The 24,604-nt window shown below is 44.8% G+C and carries 22 protein-coding genes, 1 tRNA gene and 1 riboswitch; of the genes, 7 read left to right on the forward strand and 16 right to left on the reverse strand.

Features of this window, described 5'->3' with window-relative positions:
* Positions 1 to 17: 17 nt before the first annotated feature.
* Positions 18 to 719: an O-methyltransferase gene (locus ACYVGZ_RS01220; RefSeq protein ID WP_460750036.1), complete on the reverse strand. Its 702-nt coding sequence runs from the start codon at positions 717 to 719 to the stop codon at positions 18 to 20.
* Positions 709 to 1,437: a DUF599 domain-containing protein gene (locus ACYVGZ_RS01225; RefSeq protein WP_460750039.1), complete on the reverse strand. Its 729-nt coding sequence runs from the start codon at positions 1,435 to 1,437 to the stop codon at positions 709 to 711. The genes ACYVGZ_RS01220 and ACYVGZ_RS01225 overlap by 11 nt, the downstream gene beginning before the upstream one ends.
* A gap of 163 nt (positions 1,438 to 1,600) precedes the next feature.
* Between ACYVGZ_RS01225 and ACYVGZ_RS01230 the strand changes: the two genes are divergently transcribed.
* Positions 1,601 to 1,685: transfer RNA gene (locus tag ACYVGZ_RS01230), tRNA-Leu, on the forward strand.
* A 206-nt stretch (positions 1,686 to 1,891) separates the two neighbouring features.
* Here the strand turns inward: ACYVGZ_RS01230 and pyrC are convergent.
* From pyrC to sbcB, 4 genes are all read right to left on the reverse strand, one after another.
* Entirely contained in the window at positions 1,892 to 2,926 is a 1,035-nt protein-coding gene (pyrC, locus tag ACYVGZ_RS01235; RefSeq protein WP_460750041.1) for a dihydroorotase, read from the reverse strand.
* Between the two features lie 119 nt (positions 2,927 to 3,045).
* The gene (locus tag ACYVGZ_RS01240) at positions 3,046 to 4,857 is read right to left on the reverse strand and encodes a DEAD/DEAH box helicase (RefSeq protein ID WP_460750043.1); all 1,812 of its coding nucleotides are present in this window, start codon (positions 4,855 to 4,857) and stop codon (positions 3,046 to 3,048) included.
* A 178-nt stretch (positions 4,858 to 5,035) separates the two neighbouring features.
* A complete protein-coding gene (locus tag ACYVGZ_RS01245; RefSeq protein WP_460750046.1) occupies positions 5,036 to 6,073 on the reverse strand; it encodes an AI-2E family transporter in 1,038 nt (345 codons plus the stop codon).
* 9 nt (positions 6,074 to 6,082) lie between these two features.
* Positions 6,083 to 7,537: an exodeoxyribonuclease I gene (gene sbcB, locus ACYVGZ_RS01250; protein ID WP_460750048.1), complete on the reverse strand. Its 1,455-nt coding sequence runs from the start codon at positions 7,535 to 7,537 to the stop codon at positions 6,083 to 6,085.
* A gap of 79 nt (positions 7,538 to 7,616) precedes the next feature.
* Between sbcB and ACYVGZ_RS01255 the strand changes: the two genes are divergently transcribed.
* Entirely contained in the window at positions 7,617 to 8,120 is a 504-nt protein-coding gene (locus ACYVGZ_RS01255) for a YchJ family protein (RefSeq protein WP_460750051.1), read from the forward strand.
* Between the two features lie 58 nt (positions 8,121 to 8,178).
* Here the strand turns inward: ACYVGZ_RS01255 and ACYVGZ_RS01260 are convergent, their stop codons facing one another.
* Positions 8,179 to 9,078, reverse strand: a complete 900-nt coding sequence (locus ACYVGZ_RS01260; RefSeq protein WP_460750053.1) for an aldo/keto reductase — start codon at positions 9,076 to 9,078, stop codon at positions 8,179 to 8,181.
* A gap of 136 nt (positions 9,079 to 9,214) precedes the next feature.
* On the opposite strand from ACYVGZ_RS01260, the gene ACYVGZ_RS01265 reads away from it, so the two are divergent.
* Genes ACYVGZ_RS01265 through ACYVGZ_RS01275 form a run of 3 tightly spaced genes read left to right on the forward strand, consistent with a single transcriptional unit; the run spans position 9,215 to position 12,002 of the window.
* Entirely contained in the window at positions 9,215 to 10,126 is a 912-nt protein-coding gene (locus ACYVGZ_RS01265; RefSeq protein ID WP_460750056.1) for a heme/hemin ABC transporter substrate-binding protein, read from the forward strand.
* A gap of 2 nt (positions 10,127 to 10,128) precedes the next feature.
* Positions 10,129 to 11,190, forward strand: coding sequence for a FecCD family ABC transporter permease (locus ACYVGZ_RS01270; RefSeq protein WP_460750059.1), 1,062 nt, complete (start codon positions 10,129 to 10,131; stop codon positions 11,188 to 11,190).
* A gap of 17 nt (positions 11,191 to 11,207) precedes the next feature.
* Positions 11,208 to 12,002 carry a heme ABC transporter ATP-binding protein gene (locus tag ACYVGZ_RS01275; protein ID WP_460750061.1) on the forward strand — a complete coding sequence of 265 codons (795 nt, stop codon included), beginning with the start codon at positions 11,208 to 11,210 and terminating at the stop codon, positions 12,000 to 12,002.
* An 83-nt stretch (positions 12,003 to 12,085) separates the two neighbouring features.
* On the opposite strand, the gene ACYVGZ_RS01280 is transcribed toward ACYVGZ_RS01275, so the two are convergent.
* Positions 12,086 to 13,162, reverse strand: a complete 1,077-nt coding sequence (locus ACYVGZ_RS01280) for a hemin-degrading factor (RefSeq protein WP_460750064.1) — start codon at positions 13,160 to 13,162, stop codon at positions 12,086 to 12,088.
* Positions 13,163 to 13,179: 17 nt separating this feature from the next.
* Positions 13,180 to 15,072, reverse strand: coding sequence for a TonB-dependent receptor plug domain-containing protein (locus ACYVGZ_RS01285; RefSeq protein WP_460750066.1), 1,893 nt, complete (start codon positions 15,070 to 15,072; stop codon positions 13,180 to 13,182).
* 311 nt (positions 15,073 to 15,383) lie between these two features.
* On the opposite strand from ACYVGZ_RS01285, the gene aroA reads away from it, so the two are divergent.
* Positions 15,384 to 16,664: a 3-phosphoshikimate 1-carboxyvinyltransferase gene (aroA, locus tag ACYVGZ_RS01290; RefSeq protein ID WP_460750069.1), complete on the forward strand. Its 1,281-nt coding sequence runs from the start codon at positions 15,384 to 15,386 to the stop codon at positions 16,662 to 16,664.
* 64 nt (positions 16,665 to 16,728) lie between these two features.
* Here aroA and ACYVGZ_RS01295 read toward each other — a convergent pair whose 3' ends face one another.
* Both ACYVGZ_RS01295 and ACYVGZ_RS01300 read right to left on the reverse strand, forming a co-directional pair.
* Positions 16,729 to 16,980, reverse strand: a complete 252-nt coding sequence (locus ACYVGZ_RS01295) for a DUF2164 domain-containing protein (RefSeq protein ID WP_460750071.1) — start codon at positions 16,978 to 16,980, stop codon at positions 16,729 to 16,731.
* A gap of 17 nt (positions 16,981 to 16,997) precedes the next feature.
* Positions 16,998 to 17,465, reverse strand: a complete 468-nt coding sequence (locus tag ACYVGZ_RS01300; RefSeq protein ID WP_460750073.1) for an OsmC family protein — start codon at positions 17,463 to 17,465, stop codon at positions 16,998 to 17,000.
* A 113-nt stretch (positions 17,466 to 17,578) separates the two neighbouring features.
* On the opposite strand from ACYVGZ_RS01300, the gene gloA reads away from it, so the two are divergent.
* Entirely contained in the window at positions 17,579 to 18,106 is a 528-nt protein-coding gene (gene gloA, locus ACYVGZ_RS01305) for a lactoylglutathione lyase (protein WP_460750076.1), read from the forward strand.
* A gap of 526 nt (positions 18,107 to 18,632) precedes the next feature.
* Here gloA and thiH read toward each other — a convergent pair.
* The 5 genes from thiH to rsmI form a co-directional block, all read right to left on the reverse strand.
* Positions 18,633 to 19,811: a 2-iminoacetate synthase ThiH gene (thiH, locus tag ACYVGZ_RS01310; protein ID WP_460750079.1), complete on the reverse strand. Its 1,179-nt coding sequence runs from the start codon at positions 19,809 to 19,811 to the stop codon at positions 18,633 to 18,635.
* Positions 19,808 to 20,584 (reverse strand): thiazole synthase, encoded by a 777-nt coding sequence (locus ACYVGZ_RS01315; RefSeq protein ID WP_460750081.1) that lies wholly within the window; start codon positions 20,582 to 20,584, stop codon positions 19,808 to 19,810. Before ACYVGZ_RS01315 ends, thiH begins: the two co-directional genes overlap by 4 nt.
* A 2-nt stretch (positions 20,585 to 20,586) precedes the next feature.
* On the reverse strand, positions 20,587 to 20,796 hold the full coding sequence (gene thiS / locus ACYVGZ_RS01320) for a sulfur carrier protein ThiS (protein ID WP_460750084.1): 210 nt from the start codon (positions 20,794 to 20,796) through the stop codon (positions 20,587 to 20,589).
* The gene (gene thiC / locus ACYVGZ_RS01325; RefSeq protein ID WP_460750087.1) at positions 20,793 to 23,393 is read right to left on the reverse strand and encodes a phosphomethylpyrimidine synthase ThiC; all 2,601 of its coding nucleotides are present in this window, start codon (positions 23,391 to 23,393) and stop codon (positions 20,793 to 20,795) included. Before thiC ends, thiS begins: the two co-directional genes overlap by 4 nt.
* Positions 23,394 to 23,573: 180 nt before the next feature.
* Positions 23,574 to 23,678: riboswitch (TPP riboswitch) on the reverse strand.
* Positions 23,679 to 23,743: 65 nt separating this feature from the next.
* The gene (rsmI, locus tag ACYVGZ_RS01330) at positions 23,744 to 24,601 is read right to left on the reverse strand and encodes a 16S rRNA (cytidine(1402)-2'-O)-methyltransferase (RefSeq protein WP_460750089.1); all 858 of its coding nucleotides are present in this window, start codon (positions 24,599 to 24,601) and stop codon (positions 23,744 to 23,746) included.
* Positions 24,602 to 24,604: the final 3 nt, after the last annotated feature.

Genomic DNA, 24,604 nt, shown 5'->3' on the forward strand with positions numbered 1-24,604 from the left:
TAACCTGGCGTGGTCGTTTAACGCTTGCGAATAAGCGTTAAACCATCGCCAATCGGTAAGAGGGAAAGGTCTACGTCTTGGTCTTGGTGGACAAGCTGGTTGAGCTCTCTTACGATTCGGGTGTCTTTGTCGGTAAAAGACTCATCCGCAACATTTCCCCACCAAAGGGTATTGTCGATCACCATGCAGCCCCCTGCCCGCAGCAATTGCTTGCCATACAGGTAGTACTCAATCAGGTTTTGTTTATCTGCGTCAATAAAGAGAAAATCAAAGCTGTTCGCTTCTTGCTCTAACAAGATTTGCATTCTGGGTAAGGCTTTCTCGCAATAGGTGGTCACACGTTCTAACACCCCTGCGTCATTTAAATAGCGAGTCGCAATGTCTAACCACATTTGCTTTTTTTCAATGGCAATGAGTTTGGCATCAGAAGCCATGGCTAAAGCGATCGATAAGGTGCTGTAGCCGGTAAAAACCCCAACTTCGAGAATTTTTTTGGCATTTTGTATTTGCACCAACAGCCCCAAAAACTGCCCCACTTCAGGAGAAAGCTGCATTCTGGCCATATGGTATTGAGCGGTTTCTCTGCGTAAAGCCTCCAAAATAGCAGGCTCACGAACAGAGGTGTTAATCAGATAATCGTATAGGCGGTCATCGACCTTAACAGTGCGGTTCACCGGTTTGTTTTGCGCGCTTACCGCTTTAGGAAAATTAGGAAGCATGGGACTTAATCACCAACCCTCGGCTTAATGTTTTAAAGGTTTTCGAGCGGAACTCGCGACGGTACAAAACCGCCACCACCATAACACTGGCGGCCATACAAAAATAAGGCCCTAAAAACCAGCCACAAAACGCCATGGCAAAATAGTAGGCTCTTAAACCATAGTTAAATTGGTTCGCTGCTAAGCTACAAATTTGCGCCATATGAGTGGCATACATTTCGCGCTCACTTTCTTCGATGCCTCGCTCCGTGGCTAAAGGCGCACTGCCTACTAACACTGAGCAAAAGTTATATTGGCGCACAGACCAGGTAAAGGTAAAAAAGGCGTAGGAGAAAATAATCACCAGAATGATAATTTTTAATTCCCATTCTTGGGGGCTAATCGGTGCCATTAGGTAGAAGTCTGAAATAATTCCTAAGGCTTTTTCGGAGTAATTAAAGGCCGTAAATAAGCCTGCAATGATCAGCAGACTACTGGAGGCAAAAAATAAACTACTACGTTCTAGGTTCGCCATAACCGAGGCATCGGCAATGCGATTATCGCGGCGTAATAGACGCGACATCCAAGCCAACCTAAACTGGTGCAACACGCTCACCAAACAAGATTTTCGCTTGGCATTATGTTTTGAATATAAGGCATACCCCCACCAGCAAGAGAAAAAGACAAACAGGGTAACAAAGTCGATGGTATCAAGCTGCAGTAATGAATGACGTTCCATAGATAGCTCGGTAGATGTGACAATAGGAGAAGTATTATTAGAGCATTTTTTGCCACAAGTGTCCTTGCTTTATGGCTTACATAAAAGTGTTTTTTTATTCTTTGAAAGAAAAGCTTGCATCAGAGAATAAAATCCGTATTATCTCGCGCTGTCAACACGACATGCGGATGTGGTGGAATTGGTAGACACGCTGGATTTAGGTTCCAGTGCTTCACGGCGTGAGAGTTCGAGTCTCTCCATCCGCACCATTTTTCTTCTCTTATTTATTTCTTTAGATTATACCTTCATTTATTAGATAACCCCCTTTTCAAGACTGCTTTCTTTATTCGCGCTACTTATTTAACACTCTATTTTTTAATAATTGTCCTCTCTGTGGCCTCTGACATTCGTACGTTTCAGCGACAAAAAAGCCGAACCCATTACTGAGTCCGGCTTCTGTGTTGAATACTCTAGTCTACTTTTTTAAAGACCAAGCCAAGTTTCTACCAGCAAAGAAAGGAACAATGTTATCCCCTGTTGGCAAAACAATGTTTTTTGGCACTGTCCATTCTTCACGTACTAGGGTCACTGTGTCTGTATTACGGGGTAAACCGTAGAAGTCAGCCCCATAATGGCTGGCAAAGCCTTCTAATTTATCTAACGCATCCAGCTCTTCAAACACCTGAGCATACAACTCAAGAGCAGACCAAGCGCTGTAACAACCGGCACAACCACAGTCGGATTCTTTTCTATCCTTTGTGTGTGGTGCGGAATCGGTTCCTAGAAAGAACCTAGGAGAGCCAGATTTCACTACCGCACGCAAAGCTTCTTGGTGCAGGCTGCGCTTTAGTACAGGTAAACAGTAATTATGAGGTCTGATACCACCGTCTAGCATGTCATTTCGATTCAGCAAAAGGTGCTGAGGCGTAATGGTCGCCGCGACACCCTCACGGGATTCCAACACAAAATCCGCCGCGTCTTTCGTAGTAATATGCTCGAAGACCACTTTTAAGTGAGGAACACGTTTTACGATATTCACCATGTGCTGGTCTATAAATTCTTTTTCACGATCAAAAATATCAATATGTTTCTGAGTCACTTCACCATGAATAAGCAGCAACATGCCGTTATCTGCTAAGGCTTCAAACACAGGGTAAAGGCTTTCAAGTGAGCTGACGCCAGCATCTGAGTTGGTCGTTGCACCTGCTGGGTACATTTTGCAAGCCAACACCCCAGCCTGTTTCGCGGCTTTAATGTCTTCAACACTGGTTTTATCGGTGAGATACAGAGTCATTAAAGGCTCAAATTGACTCCCTTCTGGGCGAGCAGCCAAAATACGCTCTTTGTAAGACATAGCTAATTCTGCTGTGGTCACAGGGGGTACCAGATTAGGCATAACAATCGCACGTTGAAAGCAACGAGCCGTTGCTGGCACGGTTTCTAGCAACATTTCCTGATCACGAAAGTGCAAGTGCCAGTCGTCAGGCTTAGTTATGGTAATCTCGTTCATTTTTACATCCTCTACTAACATAATGTTCGTTTAGCCTGTGCAGGCTTAGAAAAAGGTAAAAAAAAACTGAGTAACCTAAATCACTCAGTTTTTTTGGAATCCACATAGACAAGGGCTGCCTAGCTATCTTTACGATTTCTAGGGCGACGATCACGACCATTTGAAGGTCGGCGGCGATCCCCAGATGGGCGACGGTCACCAAAAGAGCGCTTACGCGAAGGCGCAGCGGCACGTTTGTTTAGCTCGTCGGCGTTTTCCAACACAGCAATGTCGGAACGTTGTCCGCAAATGCGTGTTTTGCCCAACTTACCAATCACATCGCCTGCCAAGTTAGCTGGCAAGTCTACAGTTGAGAAGTCTTCATAAATTTCAATGTGGCCAATGTAGCGGCTTTCAATGTCGGCTTCGTTGGCAATGGCACCCACAATGTTGCCAGGCTTAACACCGTTGTTGTAACCCACTTGAACCACATAACGCTTCATGCTCATGCCAGGGTCGTCTTTAAGCGGCATTGCATCCTGTGTTACAGGGCGATGCTTACGCTGACGTTCACGAGGCTGGCGGTCATCACGATCACGACGCTCACGGCGTTCTTGACGCACTTCCATTTCTGACAACAATAGAGGCGTTTTGCCTTGTGCCATATGAGCCAATGCCGCCGCCATTTTTAATGGGTCCACGTCATTGTCTTTGTGGTAGCTTTGTACCAACTCTAGGAAGAAGTCTAGGTTTTCGTTGTCTAATGTATCCGTAATACGCTGCTTAAATCGCTCAACACGTTGTGCATTGATATCAGAAGCCGTTGGCAGCTCCATACGCTCAATTGGCTGACGAGTTGCACGCTCAATGGCTTGCAACATACGGCGCTCACGGTGTGCAACAAACAAGATTGCTGTACCAGAACGGCCCGCACGACCTGTACGACCAATACGGTGAACGTAAGACTCTGTATCGTATGGGATATCGTAGTTAACAACATGGCTGACACGCTCAACGTCCAAACCACGCGCCACAACGTCCGTTGCTACAAGAATGTCAATTTGACCTTTCTTGATGCGCTCAACAGTACGCTCACGTAAGTTCTGGCTGATGTCGCCATTCAAGGCTTCACAAGCATGACCACGAGCGGTTAGCTTTTCAGCCAACTCAACCGTAGCGGCTTTTGTACGTACGAAGATGATCATGCCATCATGTTCACTCATTTCTAGAATACGCGTGAGGGCATCTAGCTTATGCAGACCACTGACCTGCCAGTATTTTTGAGTGATGGTTGTTGCCGTAGAGGTTTTTGTAACAATTTTAACTTCTTTCGGGTTCACCAAATGGCGGTTCGCAACCTGACGAATAATAGACGGCATAGTCGCTGAGAATAGAGCAATTTGGCGCTCTGATGGCGTATGCTCAAGAATCCACTCAACATCGTCTATGAACCCCATACGAAGCATTTCATCTGCTTCGTCCAATACTAGGGCTTTCAGGCCATCTAGCTTAAGGGTTTTACGGCGAATGTGGTCCATAACACGACCAGGCGTACCGACAACCACTTGCACACCGCGGCGAAGCTGGCGCAATTGTGTGTCGTAAGACATACCACCATAAATAGGCAGTACGTGGAAATCTGGAATATTACGGGCATAACTTTGAAATGCTTCAGAAACCTGAATAGCAAGTTCACGAGTTGGCGCCAAAACAAGAAGTTGGGTTGTTCTATCTGTTGCATCTAAACGAGACAACAGCGGCAATGCAAATGCAGCCGTTTTACCCGTACCTGTTTGCGCTTGCCCAAGAAGGTCATGACCTTCTAATAAATGCGGAATACTTTGCGCTTGGATTGCGGAAGGCTGTTCGTAACCTAGATCAGAAACAGCTTTAAGAACAGGGGCGATGAGGCCCAACGAATCGAATGTAGGCTGATTATCAGCGTCTGACATGTAAATGTGTACCTTTTAATGGGATGGATAAGGCGCATCACCATTGATGTACCTTACAAGAATTACCGAGGCTAAAACCTGATGGCGAATTATATACCAGCTATCAGTAATTAGCTACCGAGTTTCAGCATTAAGTTGATTGTTTTTTAACCAGACACTATTAACTAAAATCCGCGCGCTATTTTTTATTCTCTGCCTCTGGGTGGGAGTCAATCATAATGGCTAGCCAATGGGTTTTGGGATTCGCTTCAAGGGCAATTTTCACTATGATGGTTAAGGGAATCGACAACAACATGCCAACAGGCCCGAACACCCAGCCCCACAAAATTAACGAGAGAAACACCACAAGAGTGGACAACCCTAAACCACGCCCCATGTAGCGCGGTTCAATCACATTTCCCATAATTAAGTTCACCACAACAAAGCCTAAACCGGTTAACCCTGCTGATAAGGCTCCCAACTGAACAAACGCCAACATAATAGCCGGCACAGCCGCAATGATTGAACCAATATTCGGAACAAAATTGAGCAAAAAGGCACACACCCCCCAAAGTATTGGGAAGTCTACTCCTAAAAACCACAACCAAGTGGTGATACAAATACCTGTCATCACACTGACGGTTGTTTTAATCACAAGATAACGGTTTACAGACTGAATGAATGACTGAAAGCTTTGTAATGATTGATCCGCATTGTTTAGGGCAAGCGTTAACTTACGAGGTAGCTCTACCGCTTCAAATAACACAAAGACCACAATCATCACCACTAGGATCATGTTTGTCAGTGCACTGCCTAACCCTCGAAGCGCATTTGCCACCATTTGCATTAACACAGAAGGGTCCACAACCCCCTTTACTTGCTCATAAGAAATTTGCACGCCCAACTGATTTAGCAGAGCAATGGCATTGGCCATTTCATCTGCTAACCGGGCTTTATAAACAGGCAATTGATTAGAGAAACTATCAAGAGAAGCTCCCACTAATAATCCCACCGAGCCTATGCCGATCAAAATAAACAGCACAACCAAAAGTATCGACAACCAAGTAGGCACATGACGACGGCGCAAGCTCGACATAACCGGAGCACAAATAATCGCAATAAAAATAGACAGCATTAGCGGTACAACAATTTGTGATGCAGCCTTAAGCCCAGCAATAATAATGACTATCGCGGCAAAAATCACAAAACCATTGGCCCCTTTGTGTTGCTCTAACATTTTGTCACCTTAATCGTTTATTGGATAAATACTCTGTGCGTAATCAGACAGATCTTGTAACATAATTTGTTTGCTTTGTGACAGATCTGGGTTTTGCGCCAAGGTATTTAAACGGTCAAAATAGGCATCCATGTAAATGGTACCGCCGCCCTCTTTAGATAATAATTTCATAGAACGATATTCTTCCCATTCTTCACGCTGGGCGTCACTTAACTGGTCTGGGTAGTTTCGTGCAATATATCGCATTAACATTTCTGGTAAACGTCGGTCATCGAAAGACAACTCTAATTCACTCAAGCTGTCTGCTGGCGTTGTTCGAATTGTTTCCATTCTGGCTTTGTCTTCTCGACTAAAAAAGCCGCCACTGTAAAGCATTAGATCAGGGTCTTTATGTATTGGGTGCTCTTGTTGCTCGAAAACCTTGCTTAACTTAGCCGCCAGTTGAGGCGCTTGTTTGAGCAACGCCAAGTTTCGACGACAAGTATCGCCATCTAACCCCAAGCGAGTCACAACTTGCTGATCTTTCAAGAAAGTCGCTGGCGCCACCGCTGGGCACTTATTGTAATGGATCACTTTTAAAGGCAAACGACTGAGTTCACCCAACTCCTCTTGCTTGCTAAACGCGCGATGACGAATGTCTTCAATGGATAAATCCACTAATGGTTGGGCATCTGCCATTAAGTCATACACAATCACCCCGTTTTTATTACTTGGGTGCGGCGCAACAGGCACGACAAAAGCGGCGTATTTTTTGGCCTGCCCAAACATTCCCGAAATATGCAAAAACGGTTTCATCCGAACGACATCAATAAATTGTTGTAACTCGTGCTTTTGTCGCATTTTTAAGAAATAGGCAAATAACTTAGGTTGCTTATCGCGTATTAATTTCGCGATGGCAATGGTGCCATACACATCAGATAAAGCATCGTGAGCTTGTTCATGAGCAATGCCATTTTCTTGCGTCAGCAACTCCAATTTCATGGACACTTGGCCGTCTTCATTGGTTGGCCATTTAATGCCTTCTGGGCGCATCGCGTAAGTCATTCGCACCAGATCTATGATATCCCAACGGGAGCAATTGTTTTGCCACTCTCGGGCATAAGGGTCAATAAAGTTACGATAAAAGCCATTACGAACCACTTCATCATCAAAACGAATGGTGTTGTAACCCAATGCACACGTGCCTGGAACTGAGAGTTGGGCTTCAATTGCCTGCATAAACTCGGCTTCACACAAGCCTTCCCGGTTGGCATCTTGAGGGGTAATACCTGTTAACAAACAAGCTTCGGGTTGCGGCAAGACATCTTCAGCTAAACGACAGTAAAGCATGATGGGTTCCCCAATGGGGTTAAAGTCACTGTCGGTGCGAATCCCTGCAAATTGCATAGGACGATCGCGGGCGGGATCAACCCCTGTTGTTTCGAAATCAAACCAAAAAAATGTGCTTGGAGCCGCTACTGTCACAAATAAGTCCTGTTAGCCTTTGAATAAAAAGGTATTATACGCATCTTGGTGACGATTTGGCGATGTAAGGAGTTAATCTATGCCAACCCCTGAGAACTGCCTATGTGGTAATGGCAGCCCTTATGAAATTTGTTGTGGCATGTACCACAATAACCCTGGCACTGCTCCAACAGCAGAAGCCCTAATGCGCTCGCGCTATTCCGCCTTTGCGTTAGGCAAGTTTGATTACATTGCTGCCACCCAAAAATTAGAGGACGACCCGAAGCAAACAGGTGCCGATGTTGAAGACAGCAACCAACATACCCAATGGATCAAGCTGGAAATCACCGACACGGAAAACGGCTCAGAAAAAGACAAAACGGGCATGGTGGCATTCTGCGCACACTTTAAAGAAGGCAAGCACATTGGTCGTTTGAGCGAACGCTCTCTTTTCAAAAAAGTCAAAGGCCAATGGTTTTACATTGCTGGCGAGCATGAGGTACAAAAAAATACGCCGTTAATAAAAAACGACGCGATGAAGATTGGCCGCAATGACCCCTGCCTATGCGGCTCTGGTAAAAAATACAAAAAGTGCTGTGGTTAGCCCCTTCTAGGCTGGCTAAATAAAGGAGGACAAAATTGTTGCCCTCCCCTGTAGCTACTTATGGCACCGCATGCCCCTGAGAGGCAATTAGTATACGAAACCAATCATCATCGCTGAGTGAATTCTCCTGAGCCGCAACCGCTGAGGCCAAGCGTTCAACCTGCCCTGATCCCATAACAGGACAAATTCCTGCAGGATGATGCAGCAGCCAGGCAATCGCCAATTGATCAATCGTTAAACCTAACGAGTGCGACATTTGCACTAATTCATGTTGTAGCCTTTGTGCTTGAGAGTCTTGAGCGGAAAACAGTCGGCCTCCTGCAAAGGGGGACCAAGCCATGGGTGTCACTGCATGCTGCTGCATATGCTCTAATGTGCCATCATTAAAGTGCTTCAATTCTAATGCCGATAATTCCACCTGATTCACCACTAAAGGGGCTTCCACACGAGACTGCAATAAATCAAATTGCGCTGGTGTAAAGTTAGAAACACCAAAATGCTTCACTTTACCCAAGGTAAATAGTAGATCAAATGCTTGCGCCACTTCATCCGCGTCCATAAGAGGGCTCGGGCGATGCAACAATAAGGTATCGATATACTCGCACTTTAAGTGGCTAAGAGAACGGTCAACGCTGGCAATAATATGCTCTGCTCGATAGTCATACCGATGCACCTTAATGTCGGCTCTATTATCACTAGGTAATAGAATGCCACACTTTGTCACGATTTCGAGTTTGTCTCGTAGCGCTGGTTTTAACGCTAACGCCTGACCGAACAACTGCTCACACTGGTAATCCCCATAGATGTCAGCGTGATCCATTGTGGTGACCCCAAGATCCACACACTGCTCAATAAACCCAAGCATTTCCGACTGACTCTTCTGCCACTCGTCAGCGCGCCAAAAGCCTTGTGCTATACGTGAACCCTCAAAACCTAATGGGTGATATTGGTGTCTCATTTTTCTTCATCCTTTTCAATAATGAGCGACATTGTAAACAACCGAGTAACAAACTCAAATTACCCAAGCAAATATAGAATTGACTTTCATTTGCTAATGATTATCATTTGTTTAAATTATTCTATCGAGACCGTCCATGAAACCATTCCGCTTATTATCGTTTCTTACATTCGCTTTTTTGCTGCTTCACCCCCCCACTTATGCCGCAGACCGCATTGCCGTGGCAGGTGGCTCTATCACTGAAATCATTTACCGCTTAGGAGAAGAGCAACGAATTGTAGGGGTCGACTCCACCAGCACCTTTGCCCAAGCGGACAAAACTCACCCATTATTAGGCTATGTGCGCAATATTTCGGTAGAAGGCTTGCTTTCCCTTAAACCAGATCTACTCCTAGGAGAGAACGACACTGGCCCAACTAAAGCCCTAGAACAGGTAAAATCCGTTGGTCTAAAAACCGTTATTATTGAGGAAGATGGCTCCATCCCAGCTATAAAAGAAAAAATTCGCCACGTGGCTAAGCTATTAAATGTTGCTGAAAAAGGCGAAGCGTTAATAAAAGACATCCAAGTCGACATTGATGCATTAGCCTTTGCTCGACATAAGCTTAGTCAATCACATACTCCCCAACCAAAGGTGTTATTTCTGCTAACCCTCAGAAACGGCACACCTATTGCCGCAGGCACTCAAACCACAGCGGACACAACGATTACTGAAGCGGGAGGTAAAAACGTTCTAGATTCAGAGAAAGGTTGGGTAAAACTGTCTCCCGAGGCTGCATTAGCGTTAAACCCAGATGCGATTATTGTTATGAACCACCACGACGCCCCTCTTGATGCGGTCAGCAAGCTTGCGCACTTTAAGTACTCTAACGCCGTGAAAAATCAAACTGTTCACAGTATTGATGGTGGTTACCTACTTGGCTTCGGCCCACGAACTCCCCAAGCTATTGTCGAGCTGGGCACGCTTATTTTTCCAAATTACCCATTACCCGACAACTACCAGTTTCGCTATGAAAATGGCCGCGATAACCATCAGGAACACCACTAAACATGGATACCTTAACCCTTAGTAGTGGCCGCAGTGTAAAACAAAGTGTCGCTTTTCCCATTGGCATTACTTTATTAGTTGTTAGCTTTTTACTGTCCATCAGTATTGGAGCCATGCCACTACCCTTTGCAACCGTGCTTACAGACATATTCTCTTTTAAAAGCCCTTCGGATTACAGTTTAAACACCAATGTATTGCTCGAAATACGCTTACCAAGAACGCTACTCGCCATGGGAGTCGGAGCAGCATTAGGCTTATGCGGTGCTGCCATGCAAGCCCTGTTTCGCAACCCTTTAGCAGACCCGGGTCTAATTGGCGTAGCTGGCGGAGGCGCATTTGGAGCGGTGCTTGTGATCGTTCTGGGTAACGCGTTAGCCGCTAATTTCATGTCTTATTTTGGTATTTTCGCTCTACCTATCGGGGCTATGTTAGGCTGCCTTGGTGTTTGTAGCATTATTTACAAACTCAGCAACCAACAAGGGCAATTCACGATTATTACCTTGCTTCTAGCAGGCATTGCGGTTAATGCCATTGTGGGTTCTCTTATCGGTATTCTTACTTTAATTAGTACAGATGAAGAGCTTAGAGAACTGACCTTTTGGACAATGGGCAACCTTGGTGGAAACGGATGGGCGCTCACTTTGCCTGTTTTAGGGCTTATATCGATAAGCTTGGCGGGATTAAATAAGCTTGCCAAGCCACTTAACTTGTATTTGCTCGGTGAAGCCCAAGCACAGCATTTAGGCATTCAGGTGGCAGGGCTTAAAAAGCAAGTCTTTTTGTATACTGCCATTGCTATCGGTGCTGCGGTTTCTATTAGCGGAATGATTGGTTTTGTCGGTTTTGTTATCCCACACCTAGTTCGAATTATGCTTGGTCCAGATCATAAATACCTGTTTCCTACAAGTATGCTTCTCGGGGCCAGCTTTTTAACCTTAACCGATGTGATTGCCCGTATTGTGATCATTCCAGCAGAGCTGCCTATTGGACTGGTGACCAGTGCTTTAGGAGGGCCATTTTTCCTTTACGTACTTTACAAGCAAACAAACCGTTTGAACCATTAGTGAATGAGGGACTCATCATGTCTATTTCAACACATGGCTTGTCTGTCACCTTTAATGGTAAGACCTGCCTTAAAGAAGCCAACTTATCTATAAAAAGTGGTGAGTTAACTGTTTTAATTGGCCCCAATGGGGCTGGAAAGTCAACGCTGTTAAAAGCCTGCAGTGGAGACTTGGCAAGCTTTCAAGGGCAAATCAACATGAATGGTCATGCCATTGATGAGATCTCTCCAAGTGAGATGGCGAAAACTCGCGCTGTGATGACACAATCCTATGAGTTAGATTTTAGTTTCAGTGTGAAAGAAATCGTCGCCATGGGCTGTCATGCTTATGAGGAGCGTGTCAGTCACTATGATAAGCAACAAATAATTCAAGAGACCATGGGGTTTCTTGGTATATCACACCTAAGTGAGAGCAACTTTATGACGCTCTCTGGTGGGGAAAAACAACGTACTCAACTGGCGCGTGTGCTAACTCAAATTTGGTACCCATATGAACAAGAGCACCCTAGATTCCTTTTGTTGGATGAGCCGACATCAAGCTTGGATATTTTTCATCAATATCATGTACTCACGCTTGCTAAGCAACTGACCAAGCGCAATATTGGTGTGTTAGCCGTACTACATGATTTATCGCTAGCCGCCAGTTTCGCCGATCAGTTAATATTATTAAAGCAAGGTTCTATCATTGCTAAAGGAAGTGCCAAAGAGGTTCTACAACGCCAGCACTTAGAAGATGTCTATCAAGTAAAAGCAGACTACTACCGGCACTCGAACCTAACGAACCCCACTATACTGCTCGATTCCCAGCAGTAGACTGTTTGATACAAGAACCCACCAAAAAAGGGAGCATCAACACCAGACGCTCCCTTTTTCATGCATTACGATCTCGTAATATATTAAGCAACCAAGGTTGCTTCCGCTACTTGTCGCCAAGCTAGGTTTTCAGGGCTTTTCTCAATTCTCTTACCAAAGAATTGGGCCACTTGTTGGCTTTCTTGGTCGTATAACTCTAATGAAGTGATAATACCATCAGAAGTCGGTTTACGAACCAACCAGCCTTTCGTTACACCGCTCATCAATAAGTGTAAGCTAAACTCAGGGTCTAAAATATTGAGCCAATCCCCTTTCTCAACGACTCTATGGATTTCTCCTGAATGGATTTGAATACCACCATTGTTTCCCACAAAGCACATAATCGGCACCTGCTCTTGGGCAAGACTGACGAGTGCAGCCTTTAACTTACTTACTTCAAACGGCTGAGCATATTGATCACCAACAATGGCAAAGGCTTGCTCCCGACTCACCCCATACTTTTTTAGGAGCCCTACAAACTGATGCACATCGGTCATGTTAGACCAGTCTTCTCGTAACGCTTGCTGATCAACCTTCTCACTATCTGTGTATTCAATTACTTCGCTTGTTTCATCAAAGGTTATTTCTTGGCGCTGGTCTGTGTGGCGATATTTTGCAAGTAATCGCTCAAAAGCGGATATATCACTATTCTCTTGTAGATACAGCTTTTGAATTGCTATCCCCTTGGCATCAAAAAACTGCAAACTGTAACGCTCACCGTTTTCTAAACGCTCCCGCACTGCAAAGCCATGTTTCCAGCGTCGCAAGAATAACCGTAAATCAATACGGTTATCAGAGGAGATGATCAGCCCCATTCCCATAGGGCCTCCCACTTTCACATTTTCATAAATCCCTTTGCGCTCATGCACTGCGAATTCATTTCGCATTAAAATCATTACATAGCCAAGTTCAGGTAGGTCTTTAAGCAGATCCGAAAACTCACCATTAAGATACACACTTTGTAGCCCTAATTGGTTGCTCACCAATTCCGCTTCAGGTACTCCCAAGCTGGCAGCAATGTCGCGCTGCCTAGCACGTGGATGATCTTTTTTATAATCTATATATTGCTCAACCAATGCTTTATTCATACAAGGTCGATCAAAGTATTCATTCAAATTCATTACAATTACCTTATCTATTAAAATGAAGAAGTGAGTGACAGCTTGTAAGAACGCCCACTTTCTAGGTATTGATCTGACTCATTCAATACTACTTTGTCGGTGAGGTTGTTTATACCAAAACGCAGGGTCGTATTATCGAAAATAGCTTTACTCACACCAATATCAGCCACAAAGTAAGAGTCGATGGCTTCTGTGTTATCGGTATCCGTAAACTGGTCTCCTACATATCGAGCAGACGCATCTAAATCGAATCCGGCAAAGGCATTTCTTTGCAGGTAATACGCTTTTGCTAGGTGATCAGCACGATCTGTCAGCTCCTTACCATTCGATTCATCTTCCGTGTCCAGGTAGGTGTAGCTCAGAGTGAGTTTGCTTGAGCCATCGCCGTTAAATACCGACCAGTTTATCTCTAACCCTTTCAGAATCGCTGAATCAACATTGTTGTACTGCACTGAGGTGATACCGGAAGCTGTTGATGAGGTGGTTGCAATTAGGTCGTCCACATTAGAGCGGAACAAGGTAATTTCACCAGAAGAGTTAGCTTGTTGGAACGTCAGCCCTAGCTCAGCGGTTTTTGCTGTTTCCGGTTTCAAATCATCATTACCAAGATATTGACGAGTTGGCCCAGCGCTCACCACATAGCTAGATGACCCCTGACTAATCGAAGGCGCTAAATAGCTTTTTCCGTAACCTGCTTTAAAACCAATATTTGGAGTAATTTGCGTCAAAACACTCACTTTAGGGCTGGTTTCATTACCATATTTGCTGTGGGAGTCATATGCCACACCAAAGGTTAAGCTCGTATCTTCTGAGACTTGGTACACGTCTTGAACGGAAACCGTTGTTGCGTCTACTTTGTCTTCGAAAGTGGTTGTATCATCACGTATTGCTTCTTCTTCCCGATAGTTGAGCCCCAAACTTAGGTAGTTTTTATCGTTCAGATAACCTTGTGTGTCTAGGGCTAAATCATCTTCATTGACTGTCCAGACTTTCGTTCCTTCAATAACACTCGCCTCACCTGTAGTTAAAGAAGCTGAGGTATCAAAGCTACCAAGTTGGGTAAAATATTCCGCCGTGAAAATTTTATTTTCAATGTCTGTTGAATCATCACCACGGCTTGATGCAAGAACAAACTCTTTACTTCGCTCATCGGAAACCAGCGCACCTAATTCGAAACGGTCTCCGTTATCAAAGTCGACCCCTAGCTCTACTTGGTAGTTGTCTAGGTCTTTCGAAGACTGCAGGCTGGCTTCATTGTTTTCGTCTAGAATTTCATCGGTACTGGAAGTTTGACCGGCAACCAATAGGTCTATATTGTCACTAACAGCTCCTGAAGCGGAGAGACTAAGGCCCTGACCATCGCCACCATTTGCGTCGTCCATTACCTCTGTGTACATAGTAAGGGAACCACTCCATTCGGCTGTTGCCTTCTTGGTAATAATATTGATTACACCGGCTAAGGCATCGGCACCGTATAAGCTAGAGGCAGGTCCACGAATAATTTCAATTTTCTCAATATTGGCTACAGGCACCAGACCATATCGATAAGCAGGCTCGGAAGGTACACTTCGATCTGTATTAGGAATGCGCTTACCATTCACAAGAATGAGCACCTGCTCAGAGTCAAAGCCACGAATTTGGGGCGCTAAAGCAGGATTATTTCCCGTCTTCACTAGCTGCACACTTGGAGACATATTAATAATGTCCGTTAAATTACTTGCGCCGCTGGCTTGAATATCCTCGGCGGTAATAACATCAACTGAGCCAGAGAAACTTTTTTCGTCAACTGGCGCTTTCGCTGAAACAATTAATGAGTCTAGCGCCACGCTAGCATTATTTGCCGCTAAAACACTACCTGCCGCTAGGCAAGAGCAAACGAGCACTGCTATATCTTTCTTTTTGAACTGCATGTGTAAAACCTAATGTAAAGTTAATTTAAGAAATAAACTGCATCCTTGTAACTTATTCTCAAATAATAATGATTATCATAACCATTATCAACAATATCTTTACATTGATTTTGATTTATTTGTTTCGCTGCAAATATGACAACCCTCTTCTTACTCGTTATACTTACCGTTATTCAAGACTGACCTCGACATAAAGAGCGAAGCGACCACCACTACACGGAATACATTTACACCTTATGTAACGCGAACATTTTTCTGAACAACCACTTCTTGAAGCATAAAATTACAACCACATAGTGATGGATAAAAACATGAACTCAATTACGCTTGGCCCGCTTAAAAGCGCCAACGGTAAAATCCAAATTCCTGGATCAAAAAGCCTTTCAAATCGTATTTTGTTACTGGCTACTTTGGCCAAAGGAACCACCAAGATCACAAACCTATTGGACAGTGATGATATTCGCCATATGCTAGAAAGCCTAAAGCAACTCGGGGTGAATTACCGCCTTGAAGACCAAGGCGCAACTTGTTATGTAGACGGTTTAGCAGGCCCTATTAAGGCTGACTTTGGTGACCTATTTTTAGGCAATGCGGGTACCGCTATGCGTCCACTAACTGCGGCGCTGTGTTTAGGGCAAGGTGAATACCGTTTACATGGTGAACCTCGTATGCACGAACGTCCTATTGGTGACCTTGTGGATGCCCTGCAAACATTAGGCGTGGACATTCAATACGAAGGCGAAGTTAACTACCCCCCTCTGCGTATTAAAGCTAACGGCTTAGCTGGCGGGGAAGTGTCGATTAAAGGCAATATTTCCAGCCAGTTTTTAACCGCTATTTTAATGAGCGCCCCTTTAGCCCAAAGTGATTTAACCATTAAGGTTGAAGGTGAATTGGTCTCTAAGCCCTACATAGACATTACTCTGCATGCCATGAAGCAATTTGGTGTGGATGTTGAAAATCAAAATTACCAAGCCTTTGTGGTCAAAGGCGGTCAGACTTACCAGAGCCCAGGCGAAATCATGGTTGAAGGGGATGCGTCTTCGGCGTCTTACTTCCTTGCTGCAGCAGCCATTGCGGGTGGCAAAATCAAGGTTCACGGCATTGGCACTGACAGCGTGCAAGGTGACGTGAAATTCGCTGAAGTACTGGAAAAAATGGGGGCCAAAATCACTTATGGTCCAACTTGGGTCGAAGCAGAACGTAACGAGCTAAAAGGTGTGGATTTAGACATGAATCACATTCCTGATGCTGCCATGACCATTGCCACCACAGCCCTTTTTGCTGATGGCCCAACAACGATTCGTAATATCTACAACTGGCGTGTAAAAGAAACGGATCGTTTATATGCTATGGCTACTGAACTGAAGAAACTCGGCGCTGAAGTCATTGAAGGTGAAGACTACATCAGTGTCACTCCGGTTAAAAACCTACAGCATGCCGCGATCGATACCTATAACGATCACCGTATTGCCATGTGTTTTTCACTGGTAGCTTTCTCGGATACGCCAGTAACCATTAACGATCCGGGTTGTACTTCAAAAACCTTCCCGACTTATTTTGAACTCTTCAATCAAGTTACTAAAAGTTAACCCTGAAACACATTGGGTGTTCAAACGGATTCGTTTGTTCGCCCAATGTGTTTTCACCTAATCATCAATCGAGCTTTTCAGCCATTTCTAACCCGTAAATATCATCGTTAATGCTTTCCACTTTTGCCATCAATGCTTGTTGCGCATCCGCTAAGCCTTGATTATAAAAAGGAGCGGCAAAGTGCTCGGTGATAAAATCTAAAAGAAATTCTCCTTCAAAAGTGCCAATTTGAGTATCCAGCTCTTGCTCCAAATACTCTTTTAATTTGTCGACCATTTTCTCTTTCGTTGCTGAGTCCAGCTCTATTTTTGCCATCCATCGTCTCTCTTGAGTTAATTAGGTATTTCCGTAACCACCTTGGTGATAACCGAATTAGCAATAAAGCATTTATTATGGGCTAATTCATGCATTTGTTCTAATTCAATTTGAGAAGGAATAGAATCACCAGAAAAGTCGACTTGTGGCCTTAAACGCACCTCTGTCATGGCCATTTTTTCCGCGCTATTTTTAGCCATTACACCGATAGCATTATCCAAGTACTGATCCACTACAAAGCCTTTTTGGGCAGCAATGGATAAGAAGAACAACATATGACAACTGGATAAAGACGCCACAAACGCCTCTTCTGGATCTAAATTTTCTTCATTAGAGTAAGGAATTGGCACCACATGAGGGGAAGAAGACGCAGGTACGCTCAAGCCGCCATCAAACGACCATTGATGGGCACGACTGTATTTATTATCTGTATAAGCCTCATTACTACCACGCCGCCAAACCACTTTTGCATAATATTCAGACATAGATTCCTCTACTCACTAATGACAATGACCTCATTGATTGCAAAATTCTTTGTTGTACCCCGCCCATGCTACCTCATAAAATACCTTAACTCATTACAGAAAAGGCTTTCTATATGTCATCATTCAACGAGTCACCCGAAGCAATATCTCAGGCAACCAAAGGATATGTGATGCAGCAAACTATGCTACGCATTAAAGATCCAAAACCCTCTTTAGCGTTTTATCAAAATGTCTTGGGTATGAAACTACTAGGCAAATACGACTTCCCTACCATGAAGTTCACCCTGTACTTTTTGGGTTATGAAGAAAACTTACCCGAAGAAGATGGCCCAAAAAAAACCGCGTGGGTATTTAAACGCCCTGCCTTAGTAGAGCTCACCCATAACTGGGGCAGTGAAAACGACGACAGTTTTGCAGGTTACCACAATGGTAACGACGCGCCGAAAGGCTTTGGCCATATTGGCATCAGCGTTCCTAATGTCTATGAAGCCTGCGAACGCTTTGAAAAGTATGGCGTAAATTTTGTTAAAAAGCCCGACGACGGCTCTATGAAAGGCTTGGCTTTCATACAAGATCCAGACGGATATTGGATTGAAATCTTTTCTGCTCAAGGCATTACAGAGATTATCCACGCCCAATAGTTCTCATCAGCTATCTAAGCGCGCCACCTTCAGGTCGCGCTTACCTTTCCCCCCCTACTTCAATCAAGTTACTTTGCTTGATGTATTTGCAATAAGGCACAACCTATATTGCTGCCACCACTCAGCACGAAGGTTGTGGTTGTGCATTTACGCTGACGCGTTGAGGAACGAAACAGGCGCAAGTAAATGTAAAGCACAACCTGTATTGTTGCCACCGATCAGCACGAAGGTTGCGGTTGTGCATTTACGCCGACGCGTTGAGGAACGAAACAGGCGCAAGTCAATGTGAAGCACAACCTGTATTGTTGCCACCACTCAGCACGAAGGTTGTTGTTTTGGCATTTGCGCTGATGCGTCGAGGAACGAGACAGGCGCAAGTAAATATGAAGCACAACCTGTATTATTTCCACCGATCAGCACGAAGGTTGTGGTTGTACATTTGCGCTGATGCGTCGAGGAACGAGACAGGCGCAAGTAAATGCAAAACAATAACCAGCTATCTAACTCCCCAACCAAGCCCATAGCCTCAACACAATGCTGGGTCCCAATCTTTCCAAACCACATCTTTCCCTTGCCCTCGGATCATGGCCGCAATCTCTTGAACATTGCGTTCATCACTGATTTCGAACTGCTCAAGAGCTTGTTGTGCGTCATCAGCATAACCACCAGGTTGGGTTTTCGATTCAGCACTCATGGTGGTAAAGCCCATGTTAATAGCATGATTACGAAACTCAGGAGACTCACGGGTAGATAAGCTCATTTCCACGTCAGGGTCAAAAAGACGCCATGCGGCAATTAGCTGAACCAGTTGGCGGTCACTGATTACAGATTTTGGCTCAATACCTCCTTCACAAGGTCGAATTCTCGGGAAGGCAACGCTAAAGCGACTGCGCCAATAGTGTTTTTGTAAATGTCTTAGATGATGCGCCATCATAACGGAATCGGTTCGCCAGTCATCAAGCCCCAAAAGCACCCCTAAACCAATTTTATGGATGCCCGCTTTACCCAAGCGATCTGGAGCATCCAAGCGGTAATTAAAGTTGCCTTTATTGCCTCGTAAATGGTGCTCCAAGTAAGTATTTTTTGAGTAAGTCTCTTGGTAGACCAATACCGCATCAAGACCTAATTGCTGTAACTTTGCGTATTCATGGGTTTCTAAAGGCTGAACCTCCATAGACAGCTGACTAAAATGAGGCTTTATGTGGGGCAGCATTTTTTCAAAGTATGGCATAGAGACACGTTTCGTCTCACCAGTGACCAAAAGGATATGATCAAATCCCTTGCCTTTAATGGCCGCAATTTCCGCGGCTATTTGCCCTTCATTCAAAGTTAAACGCTTAATGGCATTGCTCATGGAAAAGCCACAATAAGTACACTCATTGGCACAGGTATTCGACAGGTACAAAGGAGCAAACAAACTCATGGTGTTTCCAAACCTTTGCTTTGTCATTTGCTCACTTTGGGCCACCATTTCTAATAAAAATGGTTCCGCCGCAGGCGAAATGAGCGCGGCAAAATCGTCAACATTACGTTTCGTTTTAGCAAGAGCACGTAAAACATCGGATTCCTTGTAATGCTGCTGACGTTTTTCTACTTGAGACCACTGTACTTGCTCCAGCCAAGCGCTGAACTGCCCAGCTACAGCTGGGCTCTGCACAGGAGCAAGTTTATCCTTTCGATCTGTACCAATTAGGGATTGTGTCACGATAGCGCCCCAAGAAACTCGGTTAATGGGCTCGACGCTTGTGCCTTCACCTGTTTCTCACCTAGGCCTGCTTCATATGCCATACGCCCCGCTTGCACCGCCATTTTAAAAGCCTGCGCCATTGGAACTGGCTGTTTCGCAACCGCCATCGCGGTATTGACTAAAACAGCGTCAGCGCCAATTTCTAACGCCAATGCAGCATCCGATGGTGCCCCTATTCCTGCATCCACAATGACGGGCACATTACTTTGCTCTATGATAATTTCTAAAAATGGACGGCTTGCCAAGCCCATATTTGAACCGATAGGCGACCCAAGCGGCATGACGCACTGACTACCGACTTCTTCCAAACGCTTACATAAAACGGGGTCAGCATGCACATAAGGCATGACAACAAAGCCTTTTTTGACCAACTCTTCAGCGGCAAGCAAGGTTTCCATTCCGTCTGGCATTAAATACCTTGGGTCTGGGTGAATTTCTAATTTCACCCAGTTTGTTTGCAGAGCTTCCCGGGCCAATTCTGCGGCAAACACGGCTTCTTTTGCGGTTCTGGCACCCGATGTATTTGGCAATAGTTTTAAGCCCTGTTGCTGTAAAGGCTGCAAAATATTATCAGACTGATTTTGCAGGTCCATGCGCCTTAATGACAAGGTCACCAGTTGCGTTTCACTGGCCAGCAATGAGTTCATCATGGTATCAGCACTGGCGTATTTTCCTGTCCCTGTGAATAAGCGCGATTGAAACTCATGACCGGCAATGACTAAAGGTTCCATTTCTATCCTCCTGCAATCGATTCAAATATATAAACATGTTGCCCTGCCTCAAGGGTGGTAGAAGCCCATAGGCTTTTGGGTACCACTTGCTGATTCAAAGCAATGGCCAACCCTCGCCCCTCGCTTTCTAGCTCTACTAACAGGTCAGCAAGAGTTTGGCCCGCAAAATGATAGGCTTCATCATTCAATTGGATTAGACACTTTTGGGTCATGGCTTTGTTCCTACTGGCTGTAAGCATTCCGACATAAGCTGTTTTATCACTCGCTCAGGATTCTGTGACTGAGTAATTGCGGTGACCACCGCCACGCTGTCTACGCCCGTTTTCACAACACTGGCAAAACGTTCTTGGCTAATGCCACCAATGGCCACAGTAGGTACAGCACCATCAATTAAAGCCACTTGCCTAGCAAGCTCTGTTAAACCTTGAGGTTGAGATGGCATTTGTTTAGTTTGAGTAGGAAAAATGTGCCCCAATGCCACATAGCTGGGTTTGAGGTGCAGAGCTTGCTTAAGCTCTTGTTCATCGTGAGTGCTGACCCCAAAACGCAACCCTGCTTGCTGTATTTTCTGTAAATCTGCGACTTGTAAATCTTCTTGGCCCAAGTGAACGCCATAAGCGCCAAGCTCAATGGCCAATTGCCAGAAATCATTAATGAATACTTGGGCTTGGTATTGTTCACCTAGGGCAATCGCCTGGGCAATTTGCTCTTTAAGCTGACTATAATCGGGCTCTTTAATACGCAATTGGGCCAGCTTAACACCTTGCTTTAGGACACACTCCAGCCACTCTAATGTATCTACAACAGGGTAAAGCCCCATTTTTTCTTTATCCATCGGAGCAAAGGGTTCTAACTCTGAGGACACTAATTTATCTTGGCTTAAATACACCTGACTGCCTAATTCACGAAACTGCTCTGACATTTTTTGCATGCCTTGATCAGCCTCTACATCCGGTAAAGTTAAAGCCTGTACTTCTAGATCTTTGGCGTAGTCACGTACTTCTTGAGTGATTTTCATAGAACAAAACTTCGGGCCACACATAGAACAAAAGTGGGCCACCTTACCAGAGGCTTGAGGCAAGGTTTCGTCGTGGTACTGGCGTGCTGTTTCAGGGTCTAGCGCGAGGTTAAATTGGTCCTCCCAACGGAACTCAAAACGTGCTTTGGATAAAGCGTTATCACGAATTTGAGCGCCGGGGTGACCTTTCGCCAAATCAGCGGCATGAGCCGCAATTTTATAGGTAATTAAGCCCTGCTTTACATCTTCTTTATTAGGCAAACCTAAATGTTCTTTGGGGGTCACATAACACAACATAGCACACCCATACCAACCTATTTGGGCGGCGCCTATACCTGAGGTAATATGGTCATAGCCTGGCGCAATATCTTGCGTTAAGGGCCCTAAGGTGTAGAAAGGTGCTTCATGACAATGCTCTAATTGCTCATGCATGTTTTCTTCAATAAGTTGCATAGGAACATGGCCTGGCCCTTCAATCATGACTTGCACATCGTATTCCCAAGCCACCTTTGTCAGCTCACCTAATGTACGCAGTTCTGACATTTGAGCTTCATCGTTGGCGTCCATAATGGAGCCAGGACGCAAACCATCTCCTAACGACAGCGACACGTCGTAGGCTGCACAAATCTCACAAATTTCTCTAAAGCGGGTATATAAAAAGTTTTCTTCATGATGGGCCAGACACCATTTAGCCATAATCGAGCCGCCACGAGAAACAATCCCCGTCAATCGTTTTGCCGTCATTGGTACAAAACGTAATAACACACCGGCATGAATCGTAAAATAATCTACTCCCTGCTCCGCTTGCTCTATTAGTGTGTCTCGAAATACCTGCCAATTTAGATCTTCCGCCACACCATCCACTTTTTCTAAAGCCTGATAAATAGGGACAGTACCAATTGGCACAGGCGAGTTTCTTAGAATCCATTCACGGGTTTCATGAATGTTTTTCCCCGTGGACAAATCCATCACGGTATCGGCCCCCCAGCGAGTCGACCACACTAATTTTTCGACCTCTTCTTCAATGGATGATGTAACAGCAGAGTTGCCAATATTCGCATTCACTTTAACCAGAAAGTTTCGCCCTATGATCATAGGCTCTGATTCTGGGTGGTTAATATTATTCGGGATAATCGCTCGACCTTTGGCTACTTCGTCGCGAATAAACTCGGGGGTGATTTGCTCTTGAATATTGGCGCCAAAGCTCTGGCCTGGGTGTTGTTTTAATAACAGCTCACTCTGAATGGCCGCTAAATTCTGGTTTTCACGAATAGCAATGTATTCCATTTCTGGGGTGATGATACCCTTCTTGGCATAGTGCATTTGCGTTACGCACTGACCAGACTTCGCCTTTCGGACTGTTGGCAATGCTTTAAAACGCAATTCGTCTAAACGACTGTCTGCCAAGCGAGATTGAGCAAACTCAGACGAAACCGCATCTAATTCTTGAGTATCATCACGCTGCTCTATCCAACTCGCTCTAATGGCATCAATGCCTTTATAAACATCAATTTTGTTATTTATGTCACCGTATGGACCAGAGCAGTCGTAGACATACACAGGCTCATTTGGCTCAAAAGTTAATTTGGCGGGGTCCGAACCAACGACGGTATCGGTAAGATGGATTTTCCGCATAGGAACTCGGATGGTTTCCTGACTACCTTGCACATAAATGCGTTCCGAAGCAGGAAAAGGCGTTGCTTGTAAGCTATCGATGAATTGCTTTGCTTGCAAACGTGACGCTTCGCGACTGGACTTAGATATTCTTTTAGGTGTTGTTGGATTCGACATTAAGCAGTTCCCTTTAATATTGTTATGGAAATTGCTTGTCTGAAATGCGCTTTAAGCAGGCTCGATAGACTCATATCGACTTACTGCTTAACAATGAAGGTTTAACTCAAAGCAAGTTGATTAGGTATGTAGCTGCACCCTATTCAACTTGCGAAGACAAACCGACAAAATGCAGAAAAGAAAAATGATTTTCTTGTTTCCTACGCGGGGATTAGCCCGATCAGGTTCTGCGGATCCCGTACTTATTTGTACGATCTCAGCCATATGGCACTCCGACAAGTGACGCTTAGTATACTGAGAAAAAGCAAGCTGTAAACTTGTTCACCTATCGGAGTGAGAAAAACTTTCGGTTATTGATTCATCTCTAAAGCCATTTTGTATAGGGCGTTTTTCTTTTCACCGGTTAATTTAGCTGCCATAGCAGCAGCTTGTTTAACCGGCAGATCTTCTAAAAGTATCGCCAATACCCTTTGTGCCTCTTGTTCTGCAGCACTGGCTTCGATTTTTTCAATTTGCAGCATCACTACAAACTCACCACGCATTTGGTTGGCGTCTTGATCAAATTGAGTAAGCAGCTCACTTGGCGTACCAGACAAAAAGGTCTCAAAGGTTTTAGTGACTTCTCGGCCAATGACAACCTGCACTCTATCACCATATACTTTGTCTAAATCTTGTATCGAATCGTAGATACGGTGGGTAGATTCATAGAAAACCACGGTACCAGCTTGAGACTGCCAACTCTCGTAGAGGTCGCAACGGGCTTTAGATTTTGCAGGCACAAAACCCGCAAAGAAAAATTGGTCTGTCGCCAATCCTGAAGCACATAGAGCCGCAATGAAAGCACACGCTCCCGGTACAGGGGATACTCGCAAGCCTTTTTCCCGTAAATTAGACACAATATGATAACCTGGGTCAGAAATTAAAGGCGTACCCGCGTCAGACACCAAAGCAACATTTTTCCCTTCTTCCAACAAACTGGCCACATAATTCGCTTTGTCTTTCTCGTTATGGTCATGGAGGGAGAATAACTTGGCTTCGATTCCAAAATGATTCAGTAAGCGCTTAGTATGGCGGGTATCTTCTGCACCAATATAGTCTACATCTCGTAAAGTTTGTTCCGCTCTTTTACTAAAGTCGTCTAAATTTCCAATCGGGGTCGCAACTATGTGAAGTGTGCCCCTAACATCATCCGAACTATGTGCTAACATGTC

The sequence above is a fragment of the Marinomonas epiphytica genome (genome assembly GCF_054780655.1).

Excerpts from the sequence above, each read along its gene's own strand:
- ACYVGZ_RS01260 (WP_460750053.1), bottom strand. The coding sequence starts at position 9,078 with ATGAGACACCAATATCACCCATTAGGTTTTGAGGGTTCACGTATAGCA.
- ACYVGZ_RS01270 (WP_460750059.1), top strand. The coding sequence starts at position 10,129 with ATGGATACCTTAACCCTTAGTAGTGGCCGCAGTGTAAAACAAAGTGTC.
- pyrC (WP_460750041.1), bottom strand. The coding sequence starts at position 2,926 with ATGAACGAGATTACCATAACTAAGCCTGACGACTGGCACTTGCACTTT.
- ACYVGZ_RS01225 (WP_460750039.1), bottom strand. The coding sequence starts at position 1,437 with ATGGAACGTCATTCATTACTGCAGCTTGATACCATCGACTTTGTTACC.
- ACYVGZ_RS01255 (WP_460750051.1), top strand. The coding sequence starts at position 7,617 with ATGCCAACCCCTGAGAACTGCCTATGTGGTAATGGCAGCCCTTATGAA.
- ACYVGZ_RS01240 (WP_460750043.1), bottom strand. The coding sequence starts at position 4,857 with ATGTCAGACGCTGATAATCAGCCTACATTCGATTCGTTGGGCCTCATC.
- ACYVGZ_RS01280 (WP_460750064.1), bottom strand. The coding sequence starts at position 13,162 with ATGAATTTGAATGAATACTTTGATCGACCTTGTATGAATAAAGCATTG.
- ACYVGZ_RS01315 (WP_460750081.1), bottom strand. The coding sequence starts at position 20,584 with ATGGAACCTTTAGTCATTGCCGGTCATGAGTTTCAATCGCGCTTATTC.
- gloA (WP_460750076.1), top strand. The coding sequence starts at position 17,579 with ATGTCATCATTCAACGAGTCACCCGAAGCAATATCTCAGGCAACCAAA.
- ACYVGZ_RS01220 (WP_460750036.1), bottom strand. The coding sequence starts at position 719 with ATGCTTCCTAATTTTCCTAAAGCGGTAAGCGCGCAAAACAAACCGGTG.
- thiC (WP_460750087.1), bottom strand. The coding sequence starts at position 23,393 with ATGTCGAATCCAACAACACCTAAAAGAATATCTAAGTCCAGTCGCGAA.
- ACYVGZ_RS01295 (WP_460750071.1), bottom strand. The coding sequence starts at position 16,980 with ATGGCAAAAATAGAGCTGGACTCAGCAACGAAAGAGAAAATGGTCGAC.
- thiS (WP_460750084.1), bottom strand. The coding sequence starts at position 20,796 with ATGACCCAAAAGTGTCTAATCCAATTGAATGATGAAGCCTATCATTTT.
- ACYVGZ_RS01265 (WP_460750056.1), top strand. The coding sequence starts at position 9,215 with ATGAAACCATTCCGCTTATTATCGTTTCTTACATTCGCTTTTTTGCTG.
- ACYVGZ_RS01285 (WP_460750066.1), bottom strand. The coding sequence starts at position 15,072 with ATGCAGTTCAAAAAGAAAGATATAGCAGTGCTCGTTTGCTCTTGCCTA.
- ACYVGZ_RS01300 (WP_460750073.1), bottom strand. The coding sequence starts at position 17,465 with ATGTCTGAATATTATGCAAAAGTGGTTTGGCGGCGTGGTAGTAATGAG.
- ACYVGZ_RS01275 (WP_460750061.1), top strand. The coding sequence starts at position 11,208 with ATGTCTATTTCAACACATGGCTTGTCTGTCACCTTTAATGGTAAGACC.
- rsmI (WP_460750089.1), bottom strand. The coding sequence starts at position 24,601 with ATGTTAGCACATAGTTCGGATGATGTTAGGGGCACACTTCACATAGTT.
- ACYVGZ_RS01245 (WP_460750046.1), bottom strand. The coding sequence starts at position 6,073 with ATGTTAGAGCAACACAAAGGGGCCAATGGTTTTGTGATTTTTGCCGCG.
- aroA (WP_460750069.1), top strand. The coding sequence starts at position 15,384 with ATGAACTCAATTACGCTTGGCCCGCTTAAAAGCGCCAACGGTAAAATC.